The sequence below is a fragment of the Pseudomonas sp. TH04 genome (assembly GCF_016651355.1).
In the GTDB taxonomy this organism is placed as follows: Bacteria; Pseudomonadota; Gammaproteobacteria; order Pseudomonadales; family Pseudomonadaceae; genus Aquipseudomonas; species Aquipseudomonas fluorescens.
In genome coordinates, this window is the sequence record NZ_JAEKEA010000001.1 from 1,080,723 (window position 1) to 1,097,211 (window position 16,489).

Sequence of the window (16,489 nt, forward strand, 5' to 3'; positions counted from 1 at the left end):
CGGCCGAAGAGGGATATATGGAAGACCCAAGCGATAACAAACCGCCGACCTTCTGGCAGATGCTGCACAGCGTGTTGGCGGCAGCGTTCGGTGTGCAAAGCGGCAAAAACCGCGCTCGCGACTTTACTCACGGCAAGCCCAGCCACTTTGTGGTCCTGGGCATCCTGTTCACAGCGGTGTTTGCGCTGACCTTGTTCGGCATTGTCAAACTGGTGCTGCACCTGGCGGGCGTTTAACGCAACAGCAGTTGCAGGCTGAACGGGTAACGGTAGGACGGTGGCTTGCCCACCGCTGACAGTGCGCGAAAATCCACTGGCGGCATTGGCCCCAATAAGCGTTGTGCCTGCCTGGCGTCGATCAGCTGGAACAACGCTTGCTGGCGGTCACGCCCGCCGTAGGCGGCGATATCGACGCCCTTGGCGTCATCATTGATCAACACCATGGCCCAGCCACCCAACGTGAAGTGCCCGGCGACGAGGGTTGTGAGCCGGCCGTCGAGGCGTGCCTGCAAGATGCCCGGCGAGCTGTTGACTGCACTGAACAGCGCGTCCTTGCCCGGCACGCGCCCGCTGTCTTGCAGGGCCTGCATGGCGCCGAGCGCCATCTCATCGTTGGCAGACCATACCAACGACGTCTGGGGATAGCGCTTGAACAATTGCGTGGCTTGCTCGAATGCGCGCTGGCGGCTCCATTCGCCATACACCAACTGGCGCAGACGCACTTGCGGGTGCTCGGCCAGGGCGCGGCGCAAGCCCTGCTCACGTCGCTGTGCGGCCGGCGTATTTTTAACCCCAGAAAACGCCAGCAGGTCCAGAGACTCACCGGGTGCAACCGGGCCATGGCTGCGCAGCAGGTCGGTGAGCATCAGGTAACCGGCCTGCTCGTCATCGGCCACCAGGCTGCCGATCCACTGCGCGTCTTTGTGCACGTCGAGCATTTGCAGTTGAGCGGCCGTCAACGCATTGTTCACGATCAACAGCTTGACCCCGCGGCCCAAGGCCATGCGCAAGATCTGCGGAGCAATGTATTGTTCGTTTACGAACACCAAGTAGTCCGGGCGGTTTTCCCCTTGCAGGGCTTCGCGCGCCTGGGCGACGGTAGTGTCCGGGTTGCGCTCGGAATAACGCACACGCAAATCCAGGCCGAGGTCCTTGGCGGCGGCCTGCATGAATTGCGCGTAGGTGACCCAGAAAGTTTCGGTCGACGTGCCCGGGTTAAGAAACACCACTGACGTCGCATGGGCCATCGCCCCGTACGCCGAGCCCAATAACCACACGCACGCAATCAGAACCTTCAACATGGTCGTTTGAGCCTTGGATGTTGACCGCCATGATAATGGCAAATTGGCAGTCAATCGAGGCTCAATCCTGCTTCATTTACTGGTGGCCAACCCAGAAAACGGCGGTTCCGACCACCAGAATGATCAGAAACAGAATGGCCCAGGCATCAACGGTACTGTCAGGTTTACGGGCTTTAGTCGAATTGCTCATCGCATCGCCTCTTGTCGGTTTTATAGGTGATTGCATTAAGACTCGACGACAGTAAAGTTCATGATTGCCCGCATGACAAATGTGGGTATCGCGATAACCGTTCTCATTAGTCAATTTGGTTATTTACATATACTCAAACATCACTTTTGCGCATAAACGCAAACTGGTATCGTGCGCCGGCTCCGTTGGGAGTGCGCGGCCGTGCGCGCAGATTTGCCGAGAACAGGACCTATATGTACGTATACGACGAATACGATCAGCGCATCATCGAGGACCGCGTCAAGCAGTTCCGTGATCAGACCCGACGCTATCTGGCAGGTGAACTGAGCGAAGAAGAGTTCCGCCCTCTGCGCCTGCAAAATGGCCTTTATGTTCAGCGCTTTGCGCCGATGCTGCGGGTGGCCGTGCCCTATGGCCAACTGACCTCGCGCCAGACGCGGATGATGGCCAAGATTGCCCGCGACTTCGACAAAGGCTACGCCCACATCAGTACCCGCCAGAACGTGCAGTTCAACTGGCCGGCGCTGGAGGACGTGCCGGACATCCTCGCTGAACTGGCGACCGTGCAGATGCACGCCATTCAGACCAGCGGTAACTGCCTGCGCAACGTGACCACCGACCAGTTTGCCGGCGTAGCCGCCGACGAGCTGATCGACCCGCGCCCCTGGTGTGAAATCGTCCGTCAGTGGACCACCTTTCACCCGGAATTCGCCTACCTGCCGCGCAAGTTCAAGATCGCCATCAATGGCTCGACCTCGGACCGCGCCGCCATCGAAGTGCATGACATTGGCCTTGAGCCGGTGCACAACGCCGCTGGCGAGCTGGGTTTCCGTGTGCTGGTCGGTGGCGGCCTCGGTCGTACACCGGTGGTCGGTGCGTTCATCAATGAGTTTCTGCCATGGCAGGACCTGTTGAGCTACCTCGATGCCATTTTGCGGGTCTACAACCGCTACGGCCGTCGTGACAACAAGTACAAGGCCCGGATCAAGATCCTGGTCAAAGCGCTGACCCCTGAGGTGTTTGCGCAGAAGGTCGACGCTGAGATGGAACACCTGCGCGGCGGCCAGACCACCCTGACCGAAGCCGAAGTACACCGTGTGGCCAAGCACTTCGTCGACCCTGAGTACAAGGCCCTGAGCAATCAGGACGCCGAACTGGCCGCCCTTGACCAGCAGCACCCAGGTTTCGCCCGCTGGCGTACCCGCAATACCCTGGCGCACAAAAAACCGGGCTATGTAGCGGTGACCCTGTCGCTGAAACCTACCGGCGTTGCGCCAGGTGACATCACCGACAAACAGCTGGACGCCGTCGCCGATCTGGCCGAGCGCTACAGTTTCGGCCAACTGCGCACCTCCCACGAGCAGAACATCATTCTCGCCGACGTTGAGCAAAGCCAACTGTTCACGCTGTGGGGCGAACTGCGCGAAGGCGGTTTCGCCACGCCGAACATCGGCTTGCTGACCGACATCATCTGCTGCCCGGGCGGCGACTTCTGCTCCCTGGCCAACGCCAAATCGATCCCGATCGCCGAATCGATCCAGCGCCGTTTCGACGACCTGGACTACCTGTTCGACATCGGCGAGCTGGACCTGAACATCTCCGGTTGCATGAACGCCTGTGGTCACCACCATGTCGGCCACATCGGCATCCTGGGCGTGGACAAGAAAGGCGAAGAATTCTACCAAGTGTCCCTGGGTGGCAGCGCCAGCCGCGATGCGAGCCTGGGCAAGATCCTCGGCCCGTCCTTCGCCCAGGAAGCCATGCCCGAGGTGATCGGCAAGCTGATCGACGTGTACATCGAACAGCGCACCGAAGATGAGCGTTTCATCGACACCTACCAGCGCATCGGCATCGACTTGTTCAAGGAGCGCGTCTATGCAGCGAATCATTAAGAACAACGAAGTCCTCGACGAAACCTGGCACCTGCTGCCCAAGGACGCGAGCTTCGACGGTATTTCCAACTGCGACGACCTGATCGTACCGTTGGCCTTGTGGCGCGAACACGCCCATGCGCTCAAGGCCCGCGATGGCGGCCTGGGTGTGTGGCTGGACGCCGATGAAGAGGCCGAAGAAATCGGCGACGACGTGGAGCACTTCCAGGTTATCGCCCTGAACTTCCCGGCCTTCACCGACGGGCGCAACTACTCCAACGCCCGCCTGCTGCGTGACCGCTACGGTTTCAAAGGCGAGTTGCGCGCGATTGGTGATGTGCTGCGCGATCAGCTGTTTTATCTGCACCGCTGCGGGTTCGATGCCTTCGCCTTGCGCGCCGACAAAGACCCGTACGAAGCGCTGGAAAGCCTCAAGGATTTCTCGGTGACCTATCAAGCCGCAACGGATGAACCGCTGCCCTTGTTCCGTCGTCGCTAAGCGTTAGCACCTGAAAAAGCCCTGGCATGCCAGGGCTTTTTTTATGGCGTGAGGTTGATCGACGCCAGCACTTGCTTTTGACCCATCGAACACGGCACATCTGCCGGGTGCGCCCGCACCGCCTCGATCACGCCCAGCAACTGCGCTTTGCTGTGGGCCAACTGCGCCTGCATCCCTTCGATCTGCTGCACCTTGCGCTCCAGCGCCTCAATCAGCTCGTCGCGCTTGTGTTCGCCTGGAGCCGGCATCAATGCCTTGAGCTCCTGCAAGGTAAACCCGGCCTGCTGCGCGCTCTGAATCAGTTGCAGGGTTTGCAACGCTTGCGCTGAATAGCGTCGATAGCCATTGGCCTGGCGCCCCACCTGGCTGATCAGCCCTTCGGCCTCATAAAAGCGGATACGCGACGCCGCCAGCCCGCTCTGTTTTGCCAGTTCACCAATATTCATTGCCACGCCCTGCTTGACATTAAAGTTAACTTTAAGCTTAGCCTGAGGCCTCCCCCGCTCAGGAGTCAATCCATGTCGCCCTTTGAAGCTTTGCAACTGCCCAACGGCCAAATCCTCACCAACCGCATCGCCAAGGCAGCGATGGAGGAAAACATGGCCGACGCCCACCAAGCGCCGTCGCGCGAATTGAAACAGCTGTACAAAGCCTGGGCGGACGGTGAGCCCGGTCTGTTACTGACCGGCAACGTGATGATCGACCGCCACGCCATGACCGGGCCCGGCGGCGTGGCCCTGGAAGACGAACAGCACCTGCACAGTTTTCGTGAGTGGGCCGATGTTGCCCGCGCCAAGGGCGTGCACTTTTGGGTGCAGCTCAGCCATCCGGGTCGCCAGACCATGGCCAATCTGGGCCAGCAAGCCTTGGCACCCTCTGCCGTTGCGCTCGATCTGGGCGGTTTTTCGAAGATGTTTGCCAAGCCCAAGGCCATGACCGAACACGACATTCAAGACGTAATCAACCGCTTCGCCACCAGCGCGCGCCTGGCCGAACAAGCCGGGTTTACCGGGGTGCAGATCCACGCAGCACATGGCTATTTGCTCAGCCAGTTTCTCTCGCCGCTGAGCAATCTGCGCACCGATCGCTGGGGCGGCTCGCTGGAAAACCGTGCGCGCCTGCTGCTGGAGGTAATCAACGCAGTGCGCGCCAACGTCAGCCCCTCCTTTTGCGTGGCAGTAAAGCTCAACTCGGCGGACTTCCAGCGCGGCGGCTTCGAAGAGGCCGATGCCCTCGCCGTGGTCGAGATGCTCAACCCGCTGCCGATTGACCTGCTCGAATTATCCGGCGGCAGTTATGAGGCCCCAGCGATGCAAGGGGACGCACGGGACGGCCGCACCCTGGCGCGTGAAGCGTACTTCCTGGAATTTGCCAAGGAACTTGCAACCATCGCCACCATGCCACTGATGGTCACCGGTGGTATTCGTCGCCTGCCGATCGTGCAGCAGGTGCTCGACAGTGGCATTGCCATGGCCGGCATCGCCACCGCCCTGACGCTGGAGCCGCAGTTGATCAAACATTGGCGCGCAGGGCGCGACCTGAACCCGCAACTCAAACCGATCAACTGGCAGCGCAAGCCGCTGGCCGCCCTCGCCACCCTGGCAGTGGTGCGTTACCAGATGCGCCGCCTGAGCCGCGGCCATCAGCCCAAGCCCAAGGTTGCCCCGTGCATGGCGCTGGTCCGTGACCAGTGGTTTATCGCCCGCCGCACCCGCCAATACCGCGCCGCCATGACGCAATCTTCACATTAAGCGCGGAGCATTCGCCGTGATCGAACTGTCCCCTATTGATCAGCAATTTTTTACCTCACTGACGATTGGAGTTCTTCATGGCGAAAATCAACCTGGCCCAGCAATTGGCGACCACCCTTGAACAGGCGGGCATCAAACGCATCTGGGGCCTGACCGGCGACAGCCTCAACGGCCTGACCGACGCCCTGCGCACCATGGACAGCATCGAGTGGATGCACGTGCGCCACGAAGAAGTCGCCGCGTTCGCCGCCGGTGCCGAAGCCGCCGCCACCGGCGAACTGACGGTGTGCGCCGGCAGTTGCGGGCCGGGCAACCTGCATTTGATCAATGGCCTGTTCGACTGCCACCGCAACCATGTCCCGGTGCTGGCCATTGCCGCACAAATCCCGTCTTCGGAAATCGGCCTGAACTACTTTCAGGAAACTCATCCCCAGGAACTGTTCAAAGAGTGCAGCCACTTTATCGAGTTGGTGAGCAACCCCGCGCAAATGCCCCACGTACTGCACCGCGCCATGCGCTCGGCGATCCTCAATCGCGGTGTAGCAGTGGTCGTGATTCCTGGCGATGTGTCGCTGCTCGAGGTGGAAGACTCGCTCAAGCCGTGGCCAGCCCTGCACGCACCGCGCACCTTGCCGGCGGAACAGGACCTGCAACGCCTCACCGAGATCCTGCAGAGCAGCCAGAAAGTCACCCTGCTGTGCGGCAGCGGCTGTGCCGGCGCGCACGACCAGGTGGTGGCCCTGGCCGACGCCTTGGGCGCGCCGGTGGTGCATGCCTTGCGCGGCAAAGAGCATGTGGAGTGGGACAACCCATTTGATGTGGGCATGACCGGCCTGATCGGTTTCAGCTCCGGCTATCACGCCATGCTCGACTGCGACACGCTGATCATGCTCGGCACCGACTTCCCGTACCGTCAGTTCTACCCTACCGACGCGAAGATCATCCAGGTCGACCGCAACCCCCAGGCCCTCGGGCGTCGGGCCACGTTGGACCTGGGTATCGCTGCTGACGTCAGCGAGACCATCGACGCGCTGTTGCCGCGCCTGAGCCGCAAGACCGACCGCAGCTTCCTCGAGACTTCACTCAAGCATTACCAGAAAGCCCGCCAGGGCCTGGACGACCTGGCGCAGCCATCAAAGGCTGGCCGACCGATCCACCCGCAATATGTCGCGCGTATGCTCAGCGAGCTGGCGGACGATGATGCAATTTTCACCGCTGATGTGGGCTCGCCCACCGTGTGGGCGGCGCGTTACCTGAAGATGAACGGTAAACGCCGCCTGATCGGTTCGTTCAACCACGGCTCGATGGCCAATGCCATGCCCCAGGCCATCGGTGCCCAAGCAGCGTTCCCCGGGCGCCAGGTCATTTCGATGTCCGGCGACGGTGGGTTTGCCATGTTGATGGGCGATTTCATCTCGTTGGCGCAGTTGAATTTGCCGGTCAAAGTCATCGTGTTCGATAACTCGTCACTCGGGTTCGTCGCCATGGAAATGAAAGCCGCCGGCTACCTCGACACCGGCACCGAATTGAAAAACCCGGATTTCGCGGCCATGTCCAATGCCATGGGCATTCTGGGCATCCGCGTGGAACACTCCGAAGACCTCGAACCGGCCTTGCGCCGGGCCCTGGCACATGACGGCCCGGTGCTGGTGGATGTCGTCACCGCCACCCAAGAACTGGTGATGCCGCCCAGCATCAAGTTGGAACAGGCCAAAGGTTTCAGTCTGTATATGCTCAAGGCGGTGATGAGCGGGCGCGGCGATGAAGTCATCGAACTGGCGCGCACCAACTGGTTGCGCTGACACTCAGTAACGCCGGGAAGCGCCATAACGGACCACGACCTGGGTGATCACCTCGACCAGGCGTGAGTCCGCCTCCGGCGCGCTGAACAGGCGGAACTCGGCGTCCGGCAACGCGGGCAAACCCTGTTCGCTGCCGAGTACCGTCAAGCCCGGCTTCACTTGGCTGAGTGCCATCGGGGCAATTGCAAACCCGGACATCGCGGCAGCGTGCAACGCCGCGTAACTGCTGCACTGCAAGGCGGTGCGCTGGGCGATACCGGCCTGGGCAAGACGGGTCAACGCCGCCTCGCGGTAAGGACAGGGCGCCGGAAACAGGGCCAGCGGCAAAGGCGTCGGTAATGCCACCGTCGGTTGCGCGGACCAGGCCCACACCAGCGGCTCTCGCCACAACGCCAGGCCCGGCTCGCTTGACTCGCATAACGACCCCACGACCACATCCAGCTCACCCTGCTTCATCAAACTCAGCAACGAACCGGGAATGCCCACCTGCACGGTGATCTGGATGCCTGGGTATTCGGCGGCAACGTCTTGCAGCTCACGCAACAGGCGTGCGTCGGCGAACTCCTCCGACACACCCACGCGCAGATCTCCTGCAAACGCCGAACGGGTCAGCTCGGCCCAGGCATTCCGATTCAACGCCAGAATACCGCGCGCGTAGGCCATCAACCGTTGGCCGTCCGGTGTCAGCTGTTGGGAACGCGTGGTGCGCGTGAGCAACGGCTTGCCGACCTGTTCTTCCAGGCGCCGCAAATGCCCGCTGACGGCCGACTGCGTAAGGTGCAGACGCTCGCCTGCACGACTGAAACCGCCCTCATCCACCACCGCGACGAAGGTTTTAAGCAGCACGCCATCAAACATATTCTGATATCTAATTAATAGGCCTCCAAAACACGATTTATATTTCATCAAGCGCTATGTTGCAATGCTCGGGTCAACTTTCTTCGAGGCCCACCATGACTACGCTTCTGCACATCGAATGCTCACCCCGCAAACAGCGCTCCGCATCCCTGGAAATCGCCCGCCAATTTATCCAGCGTTATCAGCAGAACGCCCCGGACACCCACGTGGTGACCCTGGATGTGTGGGCCCTCGACCTGCCTGAATTCGATGGGCCGGTGATGGACGCCAAGTATGCGGGCCTCAGCGGCGTGGCATTGAGCGACGAGCAACGCGTCGCCTGGACGGCACTGAAAGCCCTGGCGGCCCAGTTGCATCAGGCGGACGTATTGGTGTTCTCGGTACCGCTGTGGAATTTCGCGATCCCTTACAAGCTCAAACACTTTATCGACGTGGTGTCGCAGAAGGATGTCTTATTTGAGTTCAGCCCGGAACACGGTTTGCGAGGCCTGCTGCAAAACAAGACGGCGGTGAATGTGTACGCGCGAGGGATGGATTTTTCCGCACCCGGCGCGCAGGCGATGGACTTTCAGAAACCCTATCTGGACGCCTGGCTCGGATTTATCGGTGTGACGGATGTGCACACGCTGTCGGTGGAAAAAACCCTGCTGGGGCCGGAGGTCGATCAGACCTCCCGCCAGCAATCCACCGCACACGCGCTGGCACTGGCGGATCGCCTGGCCTGACCGCAAAAACAAAACACCCGGCGCTGGCGGCCGGGTGTTGCGTATTCAGCCGTGTTGTTTCTCGACCCAGGTGCCATAGGCATTGATAAACGCCTGCAGGAATGGCTTGGTCTTTTCCGACACATTGCCCGCCTCATCGAACGCGCTGCCCGCGCCCCCCAAGTAGGCTTCCGGCTGCTGCATGCACGGCACATCAAGAAACACCAGCGACTGGCGCAGATGGTGGTTGGCGCCGAAGCCGCCAATCGCGCCCGGCGACACACTGATGATCGCCCCGGGCTTGCCGCTCCAGGCACTTTGCCCGTAAGGGCGAGAGCCCACATCAATGGCATTCTTCAGCGGGGCGGGCACGGAACGGTTGTATTCCGGGGTCACGAACAGCACCGCGTCGGATGAACGTACCTGCTGACGGAAAGTACTGTAGGCTGCGGGCGGTGATGCCCCGTCGATGTCCTCGTTGTAGAGCGGCAAGTCGCCAATTTCAACGATGTTCAATGTGAGGTTGGCTGGGGCCAGTTCGGCCAAAGCCAGGGCGACCTTGCGGTTGATCGACTCTTTTCTCAAGCTGCCAACCAGGACGGCAATCGTATAGACCTTGCTCATTGAGGTTTTCCCGACGTCTGACTAATGGAGCTTGTAGTTATAGAGTTTTCGCGACAGGTTCACCAGAAGGTTTTAATGAGGCCCAAGACGTTTGACTCACCGCTGCCAGCGTAGGAAGCGTCTGAAAACATCAACGAATAGTATTTTTTTTCCATAGGTAAACTACCCCGCTCCATGACGGTCTACAGAACCGCAAATCGAGTGTTTATCTCCAGAGGTTCTAAACAGATGGCTGCAGTACTTGTCGGACAGTTCCATGCCAGAGACGCGGAAGGACGCGTGTATTCGGTGCATGAGTTCCAGGAATCCAACCCGGTGCAAGGCGACCTGGCTGGCTCGGCGCCCACCACTACCTACAAGCTGGCCATTGGCGATCGTGTAGAGAAGCTGGAAGGCGATGAATTCAGACTGATCCAGTCGGACAAAATTATCGTCCGCGAATCCCCAACGTTCCTCGCTTCATAAGATCCCGCCTTATCGACCTGCTCAGTCCTGGCCATTGATGGCGTTGACTGGGCTGGGTGATCAGGGTCGGCGTATCTCCGTCACCTCGACGCCCTGCTCACCGTCCATTTGCCTGAGCGTCACCATCAACCGCCCCCGCTCGCCCTCGACGGCAAACAGCGATCGCTTGTAGCCCGAGGTGCCGTAACCGGGATAGGCGACCACCTGCCTGACCAATGCAATCTCCAGCACCGCGCCGACCTGCTCGCCTACCTGTTCCTGGGAACGGATAAACGCCTCCAGGGCGAGATTTTCCGGGGTGTGTTCATCGTGACTATTGAGGAGATAAGCAGCCACGCTACCAAGGGTCACCAGGACCAGTAGTTGCTTGGCCGTTACCCCGAGGAATGTCGAGGGTATAGGCATGTGAGACCGGACCTGTTTTTGTTTTAAGTGCCGAGTAACCGGCATTGGTCGTTGATGATCAGATGCGCCATTCTAATCAGGTCGATGGGTAATGCCAGATGAATCAGTTGTCGCCGTAGGTAATATCCTTGTTCTCGCCGACACCGCCCAGTGTGCGGTCCTTGCCAAACGAGAACAGGTCGAAGGGCGTTTTCGCTTGCGTGGCCGGATAGTGATACTGATAGGCAATGCCCCAAGGGTCGGCCAGCAGGTCTTCGCTCACGTAAGGCCCCTTCCATTTCACCTCGCCAGCCGGTGCCGAGGTCAGCGCTTCCAGGCCTTCTTCATCAGTGGGGTAACGGCCAATGTCTTGATGAAACTGCTCGACAGCCTTGCCCAGTTCGGCCACTTGGGCTTTCGCCGTGGCAATTTCCTTTACGGTGACCTCACCCAGTAAACGTGGCCCCACCGCAAACGCCAGCACGCCAACGATGATCAACGCCACCAGCACCGCCCAACGCGTAAAGCCACGCTGGCCGGGGATCTTTCCGATTGTGGTACGTCCTGGCATGGTAAGGCTCCCCATTGTCCCTCGGTTGATACGTTCTTATATGACCTGATCATTGCAGTTGTATACATGCTAACGCTGCCCGACACCCGACCACGCCCGTGCTGTTTTTTCCCCAGCCATTGAAACCCCACCGCACTGAACATAGACTCCGGCGATGCGTTTACGTCATATCGAAGTGATTCAGGCCATCTTGCAGACCGGACACCTCGGCACGGCCGCCGAATGGTTGCAACTCCCCGTGGGCGATGTGGACGCCACGCTCAAGGATGCCGAGCGCCAATTGGGCTTCATGCTGTTTGCCAGCGTGCGCGGGCGTTTGCAAGCGACGCGCGAGACCTTGGAGCTGCAGGCTGAAATCGCCCAGCTCTACGAAGCGCTGGAACCGGTGCAACGCCTGGCCAGCCGCTTGAAACACCATCATGCGCCCACCCTGCGTGCAGTGTGCACCCCGCCCCTGGCCAATCAACTGCTGCCGCAAAGCATCGCTGCATTGCGTCGGCGCTTCCAGGACACGCCGTGCAACCTGTCGAGCCAGCCGACCCGGGAGATAGTCAGAAACCTGCTGCTGCGCGAAGCCGATGTGGGCCTGAGCCTCTATGACCCGCAGCACCCACACATTCAAAGCACGGTATTGGCGCAGGGCAAACTGCAATTGCTCGCGCCCCACGGCTGGCTCAAGCCCAAGCAAAAGTACATTGCATTACAGGAGCTGGCCGGGCAATCGATGATCGGGCTCGAAGGGCATGACCCGTTAAGCCGTCTGCTCGACGCCAAGTTGCAGGCTCTGCGCCCATTGCCGGAGGTGCAAACGCGGGTGCAGACCTATCAGATGATGCGCAGCCTGGTGGAGGCAGGGGAAGGTTTGGCGATTGTCGACCCGTTCACCGCATCCGGTGCCCGGGAGATCGGGCTGGATGCTTGCCCGTTATCTCCGCCCATCCCGGTAATCCTTTACGGTTTGACGTTGAAAGAAACTGAATCGACGCCAGCGCTGAATGCCCTACTGGAGATCATCACGCACAAGGCCCAAGCCTTGCTGGCCGGCACACCGCCGAGCGCGCCAGTCGCGTAACGCAGACCTTTGCTCCCCTGCCCCCGACACACCTCCTGACAGTCAAGCGGGAACCCCTTCCGACGTTTTCTTCACCTATTCGCTGCACAAAGCCCCATTGGGGCGCTGTGCAGGACGATATACCACCACTACGGAAGGCTCCTCAATGAACGTGACCCATCACGCCACTACTGCGCGTCTGCCTCTGAGCAACGTCGCCAACCACTACCAACCACAGCTCGCCAGCCCCCTGATCAGCCCCCCAACGGCAGCGGATAATGATGCGCCTGAGGTAGCCGACGCGCTCGACAACCCCACCGCCCTGAAAAAAGCCTTCGGTGAACGCTGCAACTGGAGAGAGCTGGCCAACGCACTGCGCGCGCTGCTTGAGGAACTGAGCCAAACGTTCCCCGGTCACTTAACCGGCGACCAGCAAATCCGTGTTGCCGCCGAACTGGCCGTGCGCCTGAGCACGCTTTCAATACCGGTCTGTGAAGACTCCGACTACTACCAACAACACCAGCTGACCCCAAGCAATCTTTTCGTCAAGCTCCAAGCGTACCTCGCCGGCAGCGGCCTGAACGTACCGACAACCCTCGACGAGGTGCTCGCGCTGTATCAAACCGCGACCAAGCACGTGCAGACCCACCCCCTGGGTAATTTCAGCGGTGCGTTGTCTTGGCCAAGCCCTATGGCAGGCGTGGATAAACAAGCCATCCTCGACCTGCTGAATGCGCCTGACTCAACCCTGCCTGGGCTGCCATTGGCCGATAAACGCAAGGGCGTGCTGGGCTATCTGTTATCGGCAGCCAGCCTGTCGAACGATGACTTGAAAAAACCCGCCGAAGCGACGCAGATGCTGCTGGGCTCAGCCGCAGCCAAAGCACTGGGCGAGGCCATACAAACCCGGCTGGGTGGTGTCGCGACGAACACCAGCCTCAATGATTACTTGCTGGCGGCCATCCACCTCAGCCTGGACCCGGAAGCCGTGCACGCGCCGGTGCGCAACGGTGTCGCCGGCTTTGACCTTGGGCAACGCCAGCAATGGGGTAAACCGGCCGCAGCGGTTATTGAGGGTTTGAGTCACCACCTGGTGAAAGAAGGCCGTGCCTCTGCGCAATCAGCCGACCTTGCCGCCCGGGTATTGCTGGCCCGCACCGCACCTGAATGCTTGGTCAAGGACATCCCGCCCAGTGTGAAGTACGGCAGTATTCCCTGGACACAGCTGGCCATTGCCGCAGCCAAACTGGAAGCCCAAGCGCCGGGGCGCGTGCTCACGATGACCTACAGCGAGGTATTGGCTGGCGCCGAAAATATCGAGATCGACGCAAACCTTACCCAATATATCCAGCGCGAAGCGGTGATCAATTGGGGCGTGGTCAATGGCCTGTGGAACGCCGGCCAGGTGCCCTCGGATACCGAAATGCAAGGTTTGCAGCGCGCCTTCAGCACCCAACAGAGCGCTGTGCAGGCGACAGCAACGGCACTCGCAACACCGCTTCCGAACCGTGAAGACATGGGGCTGGCGTTACTCAGAGAAGCATTTCCGGGGGTCGACGACAGCGTCTTCAAGGCCAAAGACATCGTCAAAGTCTCAAAGATCCCAGGGCGGCCGGGCCGCTTCCCCGGCGAGCACTCGATGCTCGATATCGTCATGCAGGGCGACAAGACCAATGCGGACCGCAACGAACATTGGGAAACCCACAACCAACGGATCCCCATTCAGGCGTTTTGCGAGCAGTCAACCAGCGGCAAGCTGAGCGTCGCAGAGACCTTTACGCAGCACTACGCATCTGCCATTGAGGCAATGAAAAAAGGCCATTCGGGCATGGCTCACTACCTGATATCGACCTTGCCGCCGGAGGACAAACAGAATTTCGAGTATGGCGAGCTCGAATTTTTCCAGACCAACGAATACACCCTAGGCACCGACTTCTGGACCCAAACCCTGAGTAAAAGAGGCCATACGCTGGATGTAAAGATCACCCGTGACGGGCAGGTCAACATTTATCGCATTGATACTCACGCCGGCACTATTTCCAAAGAAAACTACAAGATCCATACGTATTCGCCGCCCTACGACAAACTCGAGACGAGGGTCGCCAACGCCTTGCATAAAACCGTGCGGTTTAACCCCTTCCCGACCGAACACAGCCTGCAGGCGGGGGAAAAAGACACCCTCTTGCAAACGCCACAGGTCTTCGACTCCCCGCGCACCCACTACATCTCCCGGGTGTTCACCCAATCGCTTGACCTAGACAATGACGACCTGCTCCAGCATGCCAGAGGGTCGACCTCTTACGATAAAAGCGCAGCTGCCGACGATGCCATCGGCCAGTTCCTGCTCAACCTGATTCCCTTCAGGTCAGCCGTTGTCAATTTTATGAAGGGCAACGTCGGCGATGGCTTGTTTGACCTGGGCACTGATGTTGTGGGCCTGGTGACCCTCGGCCTGGGCAAAGCCGCCCAAGCGGGCAAAGTGCTTGCCAAGGGGTTGACCAGCCTGAAGGCGGCGACGAAAACCGCACGATTCGTAGGCACCGTTGCCATTGAGGCGCTCAACCCCTTGAGTGGCGCCAGCGACCTGCTCAGGGGCGCGGGCTGGCTGATACGCCGCGGCGCACGCCTGGGCAAGGAAGCGGTGAATGTGCTCAAGGGTGCCAGTGGTAGCTACGATGTGCTCAAGGCAGCAGGCCAGCAGCATGGTTTGGCGGCCGTAGGCACCTACACAGTGGCCGAGCACAGCCTGGAAGGCGGCGCCGTGTTCCGCAACGGTCACTGGTATGCCTACGACATCGGCAAGGGGCAACCCTATGGAGCGCCGCTGAAAAAATTCCAGCCGGCAGTCGTGGCGAACGCGGGCCAAGTCAAGACCCTGAATAAATCTGCGCTGCTGGGTTACGAGGCAACAGTGTCCCCCGAACTGCTCCGGGTGAAGGGCTTGCAGGCCAACGTCTACGTGGGCCCGAACAATATTGAATATGTGAAAGTCGACGGTAAGCTTTATCGGTCCACGCTCAAGGATGGCCAGCGAGTCATCCAGCATCCCGACGCACGCCAAGCCGATATTGCCGTCAGGGACCTGGGCGTCGCCGGCTGGGAGCCTTCCGCCTCGGCCAACCGTTTATTCGGCGGTGCCCCCGACAACTCGCCTGCCTGGAAGCTCGACGAAAACACCTACGTAATGCCGATAGATGATGTACGAGTCAACACATACCCGGGTTCGTTCCCTTACTCCATCAACTATGACGGCATGAACTATCTCGCCACCTTCGATACCCGTGTCGGGGCCTGGAGCCCAGATGCCGCAAACGGTATTTATTTCTGGAGAACGGGAAAGAACAAATGGCAGCGAGGCACACTTGATGAAATGAACAAAGCCAAAAAGATCGACGCGCATAATTTCAAGTTCGTTGATGCGACCCCGCCGGCCATCCTGCAAATGCCGGAAAATATCCGCCCCCTACCCAAAGACATTCACTATTTCTGGGCCGGCGGCGAAATATCGGAGAAGTTGGTCAAGAACATCGCGGCCAATACCGAAAAGATGCCGGGGTTCAACGCCATTGTGCATGTTGACGCCGATACCCCAGCGCTGTTCACAGCCATCAAGGCCAATCTGGAAAACAACGCACCGGGCATCACCGTCATGAACTTGCACGAAGAGGCATTTTTCCAGCCCCTGAAAAATTCGGAAATGTATGCCTATTTCCGCCAGGGCCAGGGCAAGAATCTCGCCGCCGCCTCTGACGTGGCACGCTACCCGTTAATGAATAAATATGGCGGCATCTATCTCGACACCGATGACACGATCAAAGGTGCTGTCGGCTCGGCAGGCCTGCACGCCGGAGACTCGGATATCCTGATCGGCGCGCCGGTCGCGCACACACTGACCGACTACAGACTGTTCTTTAATACGAGCAACTTCGCCACCCAGGCAGACAACCCGGTCGTCACTGAAATGATTGCCGAAATGAATCGCCGCTTCAGCAATAATAAAGCCTACTTTCAGGCCAATCGCCCGACCACGGGGCGTGATGCCAATGGCGCGGTCAGCTACACGGCGGATTTCCGGACCTACGAGAGCAGGATTTTCGAGACCGTGGGCCCGAATATGTTTGACGACGTGCTGAAAGCCAGGCGACCGGACATTTACGACGCAGGCTTCGATAAAAAAAGTAAAGAAACCAACTTGGTCAATGGCAGACTGAGGCTTGGCAAGCCGTTCAACCTCGACACCGAAACGCGCCAATATTATGCCGACCGAGGTATATCGGCACCGAGCGACCTGCAATCGAGGGTAGATGAGGCCAAGAAGCACTATGGGGCCTTCCGTGATCAATTGCAGGTAGAGGTCGGCGCCGAACACTCCTGGATCGACTCCTAACCTGCCCCGAGGCCTTTGAGGTGGTGTGAAAA

Annotated in this window: 15 protein-coding genes; 9 read left to right on the plus strand and 6 right to left on the minus strand. The window is 59.7% G+C overall.

Annotated elements, in window-relative coordinates; all coding sequences use genetic code 11:
- Positions 1–17: 17 nt before the first annotated feature.
- Positions 18–236 (plus strand): DUF2970 domain-containing protein, encoded by a 219-nt coding sequence (locus JFT85_RS04635; RefSeq protein WP_053255714.1) that lies wholly within the window; start codon positions 18–20, stop codon positions 234–236.
- Here JFT85_RS04635 and JFT85_RS04640 read toward each other — a convergent pair.
- Positions 233–1,300 carry an ABC transporter substrate-binding protein gene (locus tag JFT85_RS04640; protein ID WP_201229334.1) on the minus strand — a complete coding sequence of 356 codons (1,068 nt, stop codon included), beginning with the start codon at positions 1,298–1,300 and terminating at the stop codon, positions 233–235. The genes JFT85_RS04635 and JFT85_RS04640 overlap by 4 nt on opposite strands.
- A 423-nt stretch (positions 1,301–1,723) precedes the next feature.
- On the opposite strand from JFT85_RS04640, the gene JFT85_RS04645 reads away from it, so the two are divergent.
- Together JFT85_RS04645 and JFT85_RS04650 are read left to right on the plus strand one after the other, a co-directional pair.
- Positions 1,724–3,382 carry a nitrite/sulfite reductase gene (locus JFT85_RS04645; protein WP_017136919.1) on the plus strand — a complete coding sequence of 553 codons (1,659 nt, stop codon included), beginning with the start codon at positions 1,724–1,726 and terminating at the stop codon, positions 3,380–3,382.
- The gene (locus JFT85_RS04650; RefSeq protein WP_053255711.1) at positions 3,366–3,860 is read left to right on the plus strand and encodes a DUF934 domain-containing protein; all 495 of its coding nucleotides are present in this window, start codon (positions 3,366–3,368) and stop codon (positions 3,858–3,860) included. The genes JFT85_RS04645 and JFT85_RS04650 overlap by 17 nt, the downstream gene beginning before the upstream one ends.
- A 41-nt stretch (positions 3,861–3,901) precedes the next feature.
- Here JFT85_RS04650 and JFT85_RS04655 read toward each other — a convergent pair whose 3' ends face one another.
- A complete protein-coding gene (locus JFT85_RS04655) occupies positions 3,902–4,306 on the minus strand; it encodes a MerR family transcriptional regulator (RefSeq protein WP_053255710.1) in 405 nt (134 codons plus the stop codon).
- Between the two features lie 72 nt (positions 4,307–4,378).
- On the opposite strand from JFT85_RS04655, the gene JFT85_RS04660 reads away from it, so the two are divergent.
- Entirely contained in the window at positions 4,379–5,611 is a 1,233-nt protein-coding gene (locus tag JFT85_RS04660; protein WP_201229335.1) for an NADH:flavin oxidoreductase/NADH oxidase family protein, read from the plus strand.
- Between the two features lie 77 nt (positions 5,612–5,688).
- Positions 5,689–7,413 carry a ubiquinone-dependent pyruvate dehydrogenase gene (poxB, locus tag JFT85_RS04665; RefSeq protein ID WP_169876626.1) on the plus strand — a complete coding sequence of 575 codons (1,725 nt, stop codon included), beginning with the start codon at positions 5,689–5,691 and terminating at the stop codon, positions 7,411–7,413.
- Between the two features lie 3 nt (positions 7,414–7,416).
- Here the strand turns inward: poxB and JFT85_RS04670 are convergent, their stop codons facing one another.
- Complete coding sequence (locus JFT85_RS04670; RefSeq protein ID WP_201229336.1) at positions 7,417–8,271, minus strand: LysR family transcriptional regulator; 855 nt, start codon at positions 8,269–8,271, stop codon at positions 7,417–7,419.
- Positions 8,272–8,366: 95 nt separating this feature from the next.
- On the opposite strand from JFT85_RS04670, the gene JFT85_RS04675 reads away from it, so the two are divergent.
- On the plus strand, positions 8,367–8,996 hold the full coding sequence (locus JFT85_RS04675; protein ID WP_201229338.1) for an FMN-dependent NADH-azoreductase: 630 nt from the start codon (positions 8,367–8,369) through the stop codon (positions 8,994–8,996).
- Between the two features lie 45 nt (positions 8,997–9,041).
- Here the strand turns inward: JFT85_RS04675 and JFT85_RS04680 are convergent, their stop codons facing one another.
- A complete protein-coding gene (locus tag JFT85_RS04680) occupies positions 9,042–9,599 on the minus strand; it encodes an NADPH-dependent FMN reductase (protein WP_053255705.1) in 558 nt (185 codons plus the stop codon).
- Between the two features lie 228 nt (positions 9,600–9,827).
- Here JFT85_RS04680 and JFT85_RS04685 point away from each other — a divergent pair, with 228 nt between their 5' ends.
- Positions 9,828–10,064 (plus strand): hypothetical protein, encoded by a 237-nt coding sequence (locus JFT85_RS04685; protein ID WP_053255704.1) that lies wholly within the window; start codon positions 9,828–9,830, stop codon positions 10,062–10,064.
- 60 nt (positions 10,065–10,124) lie between these two features.
- Here the strand turns inward: JFT85_RS04685 and JFT85_RS04690 are convergent, their stop codons facing one another.
- On the minus strand, positions 10,125–10,469 hold the full coding sequence (locus JFT85_RS04690) for a hypothetical protein (protein WP_053255703.1): 345 nt from the start codon (positions 10,467–10,469) through the stop codon (positions 10,125–10,127).
- A 103-nt stretch (positions 10,470–10,572) separates the two neighbouring features.
- On the minus strand, positions 10,573–11,019 hold the full coding sequence (gene gspG / locus JFT85_RS04695; RefSeq protein ID WP_069553179.1) for a type II secretion system major pseudopilin GspG: 447 nt from the start codon (positions 11,017–11,019) through the stop codon (positions 10,573–10,575).
- 154 nt (positions 11,020–11,173) lie between these two features.
- On the opposite strand from gspG, the gene JFT85_RS04700 reads away from it, so the two are divergent.
- On the plus strand, positions 11,174–12,091 hold the full coding sequence (locus JFT85_RS04700; protein WP_073638530.1) for a LysR substrate-binding domain-containing protein: 918 nt from the start codon (positions 11,174–11,176) through the stop codon (positions 12,089–12,091).
- Between the two features lie 145 nt (positions 12,092–12,236).
- On the plus strand, positions 12,237–16,457 hold the full coding sequence (locus tag JFT85_RS04705; protein WP_201229340.1) for a glycosyltransferase: 4,221 nt from the start codon (positions 12,237–12,239) through the stop codon (positions 16,455–16,457).
- The last annotated feature ends 32 nt before the right edge of the window (positions 16,458–16,489 follow it).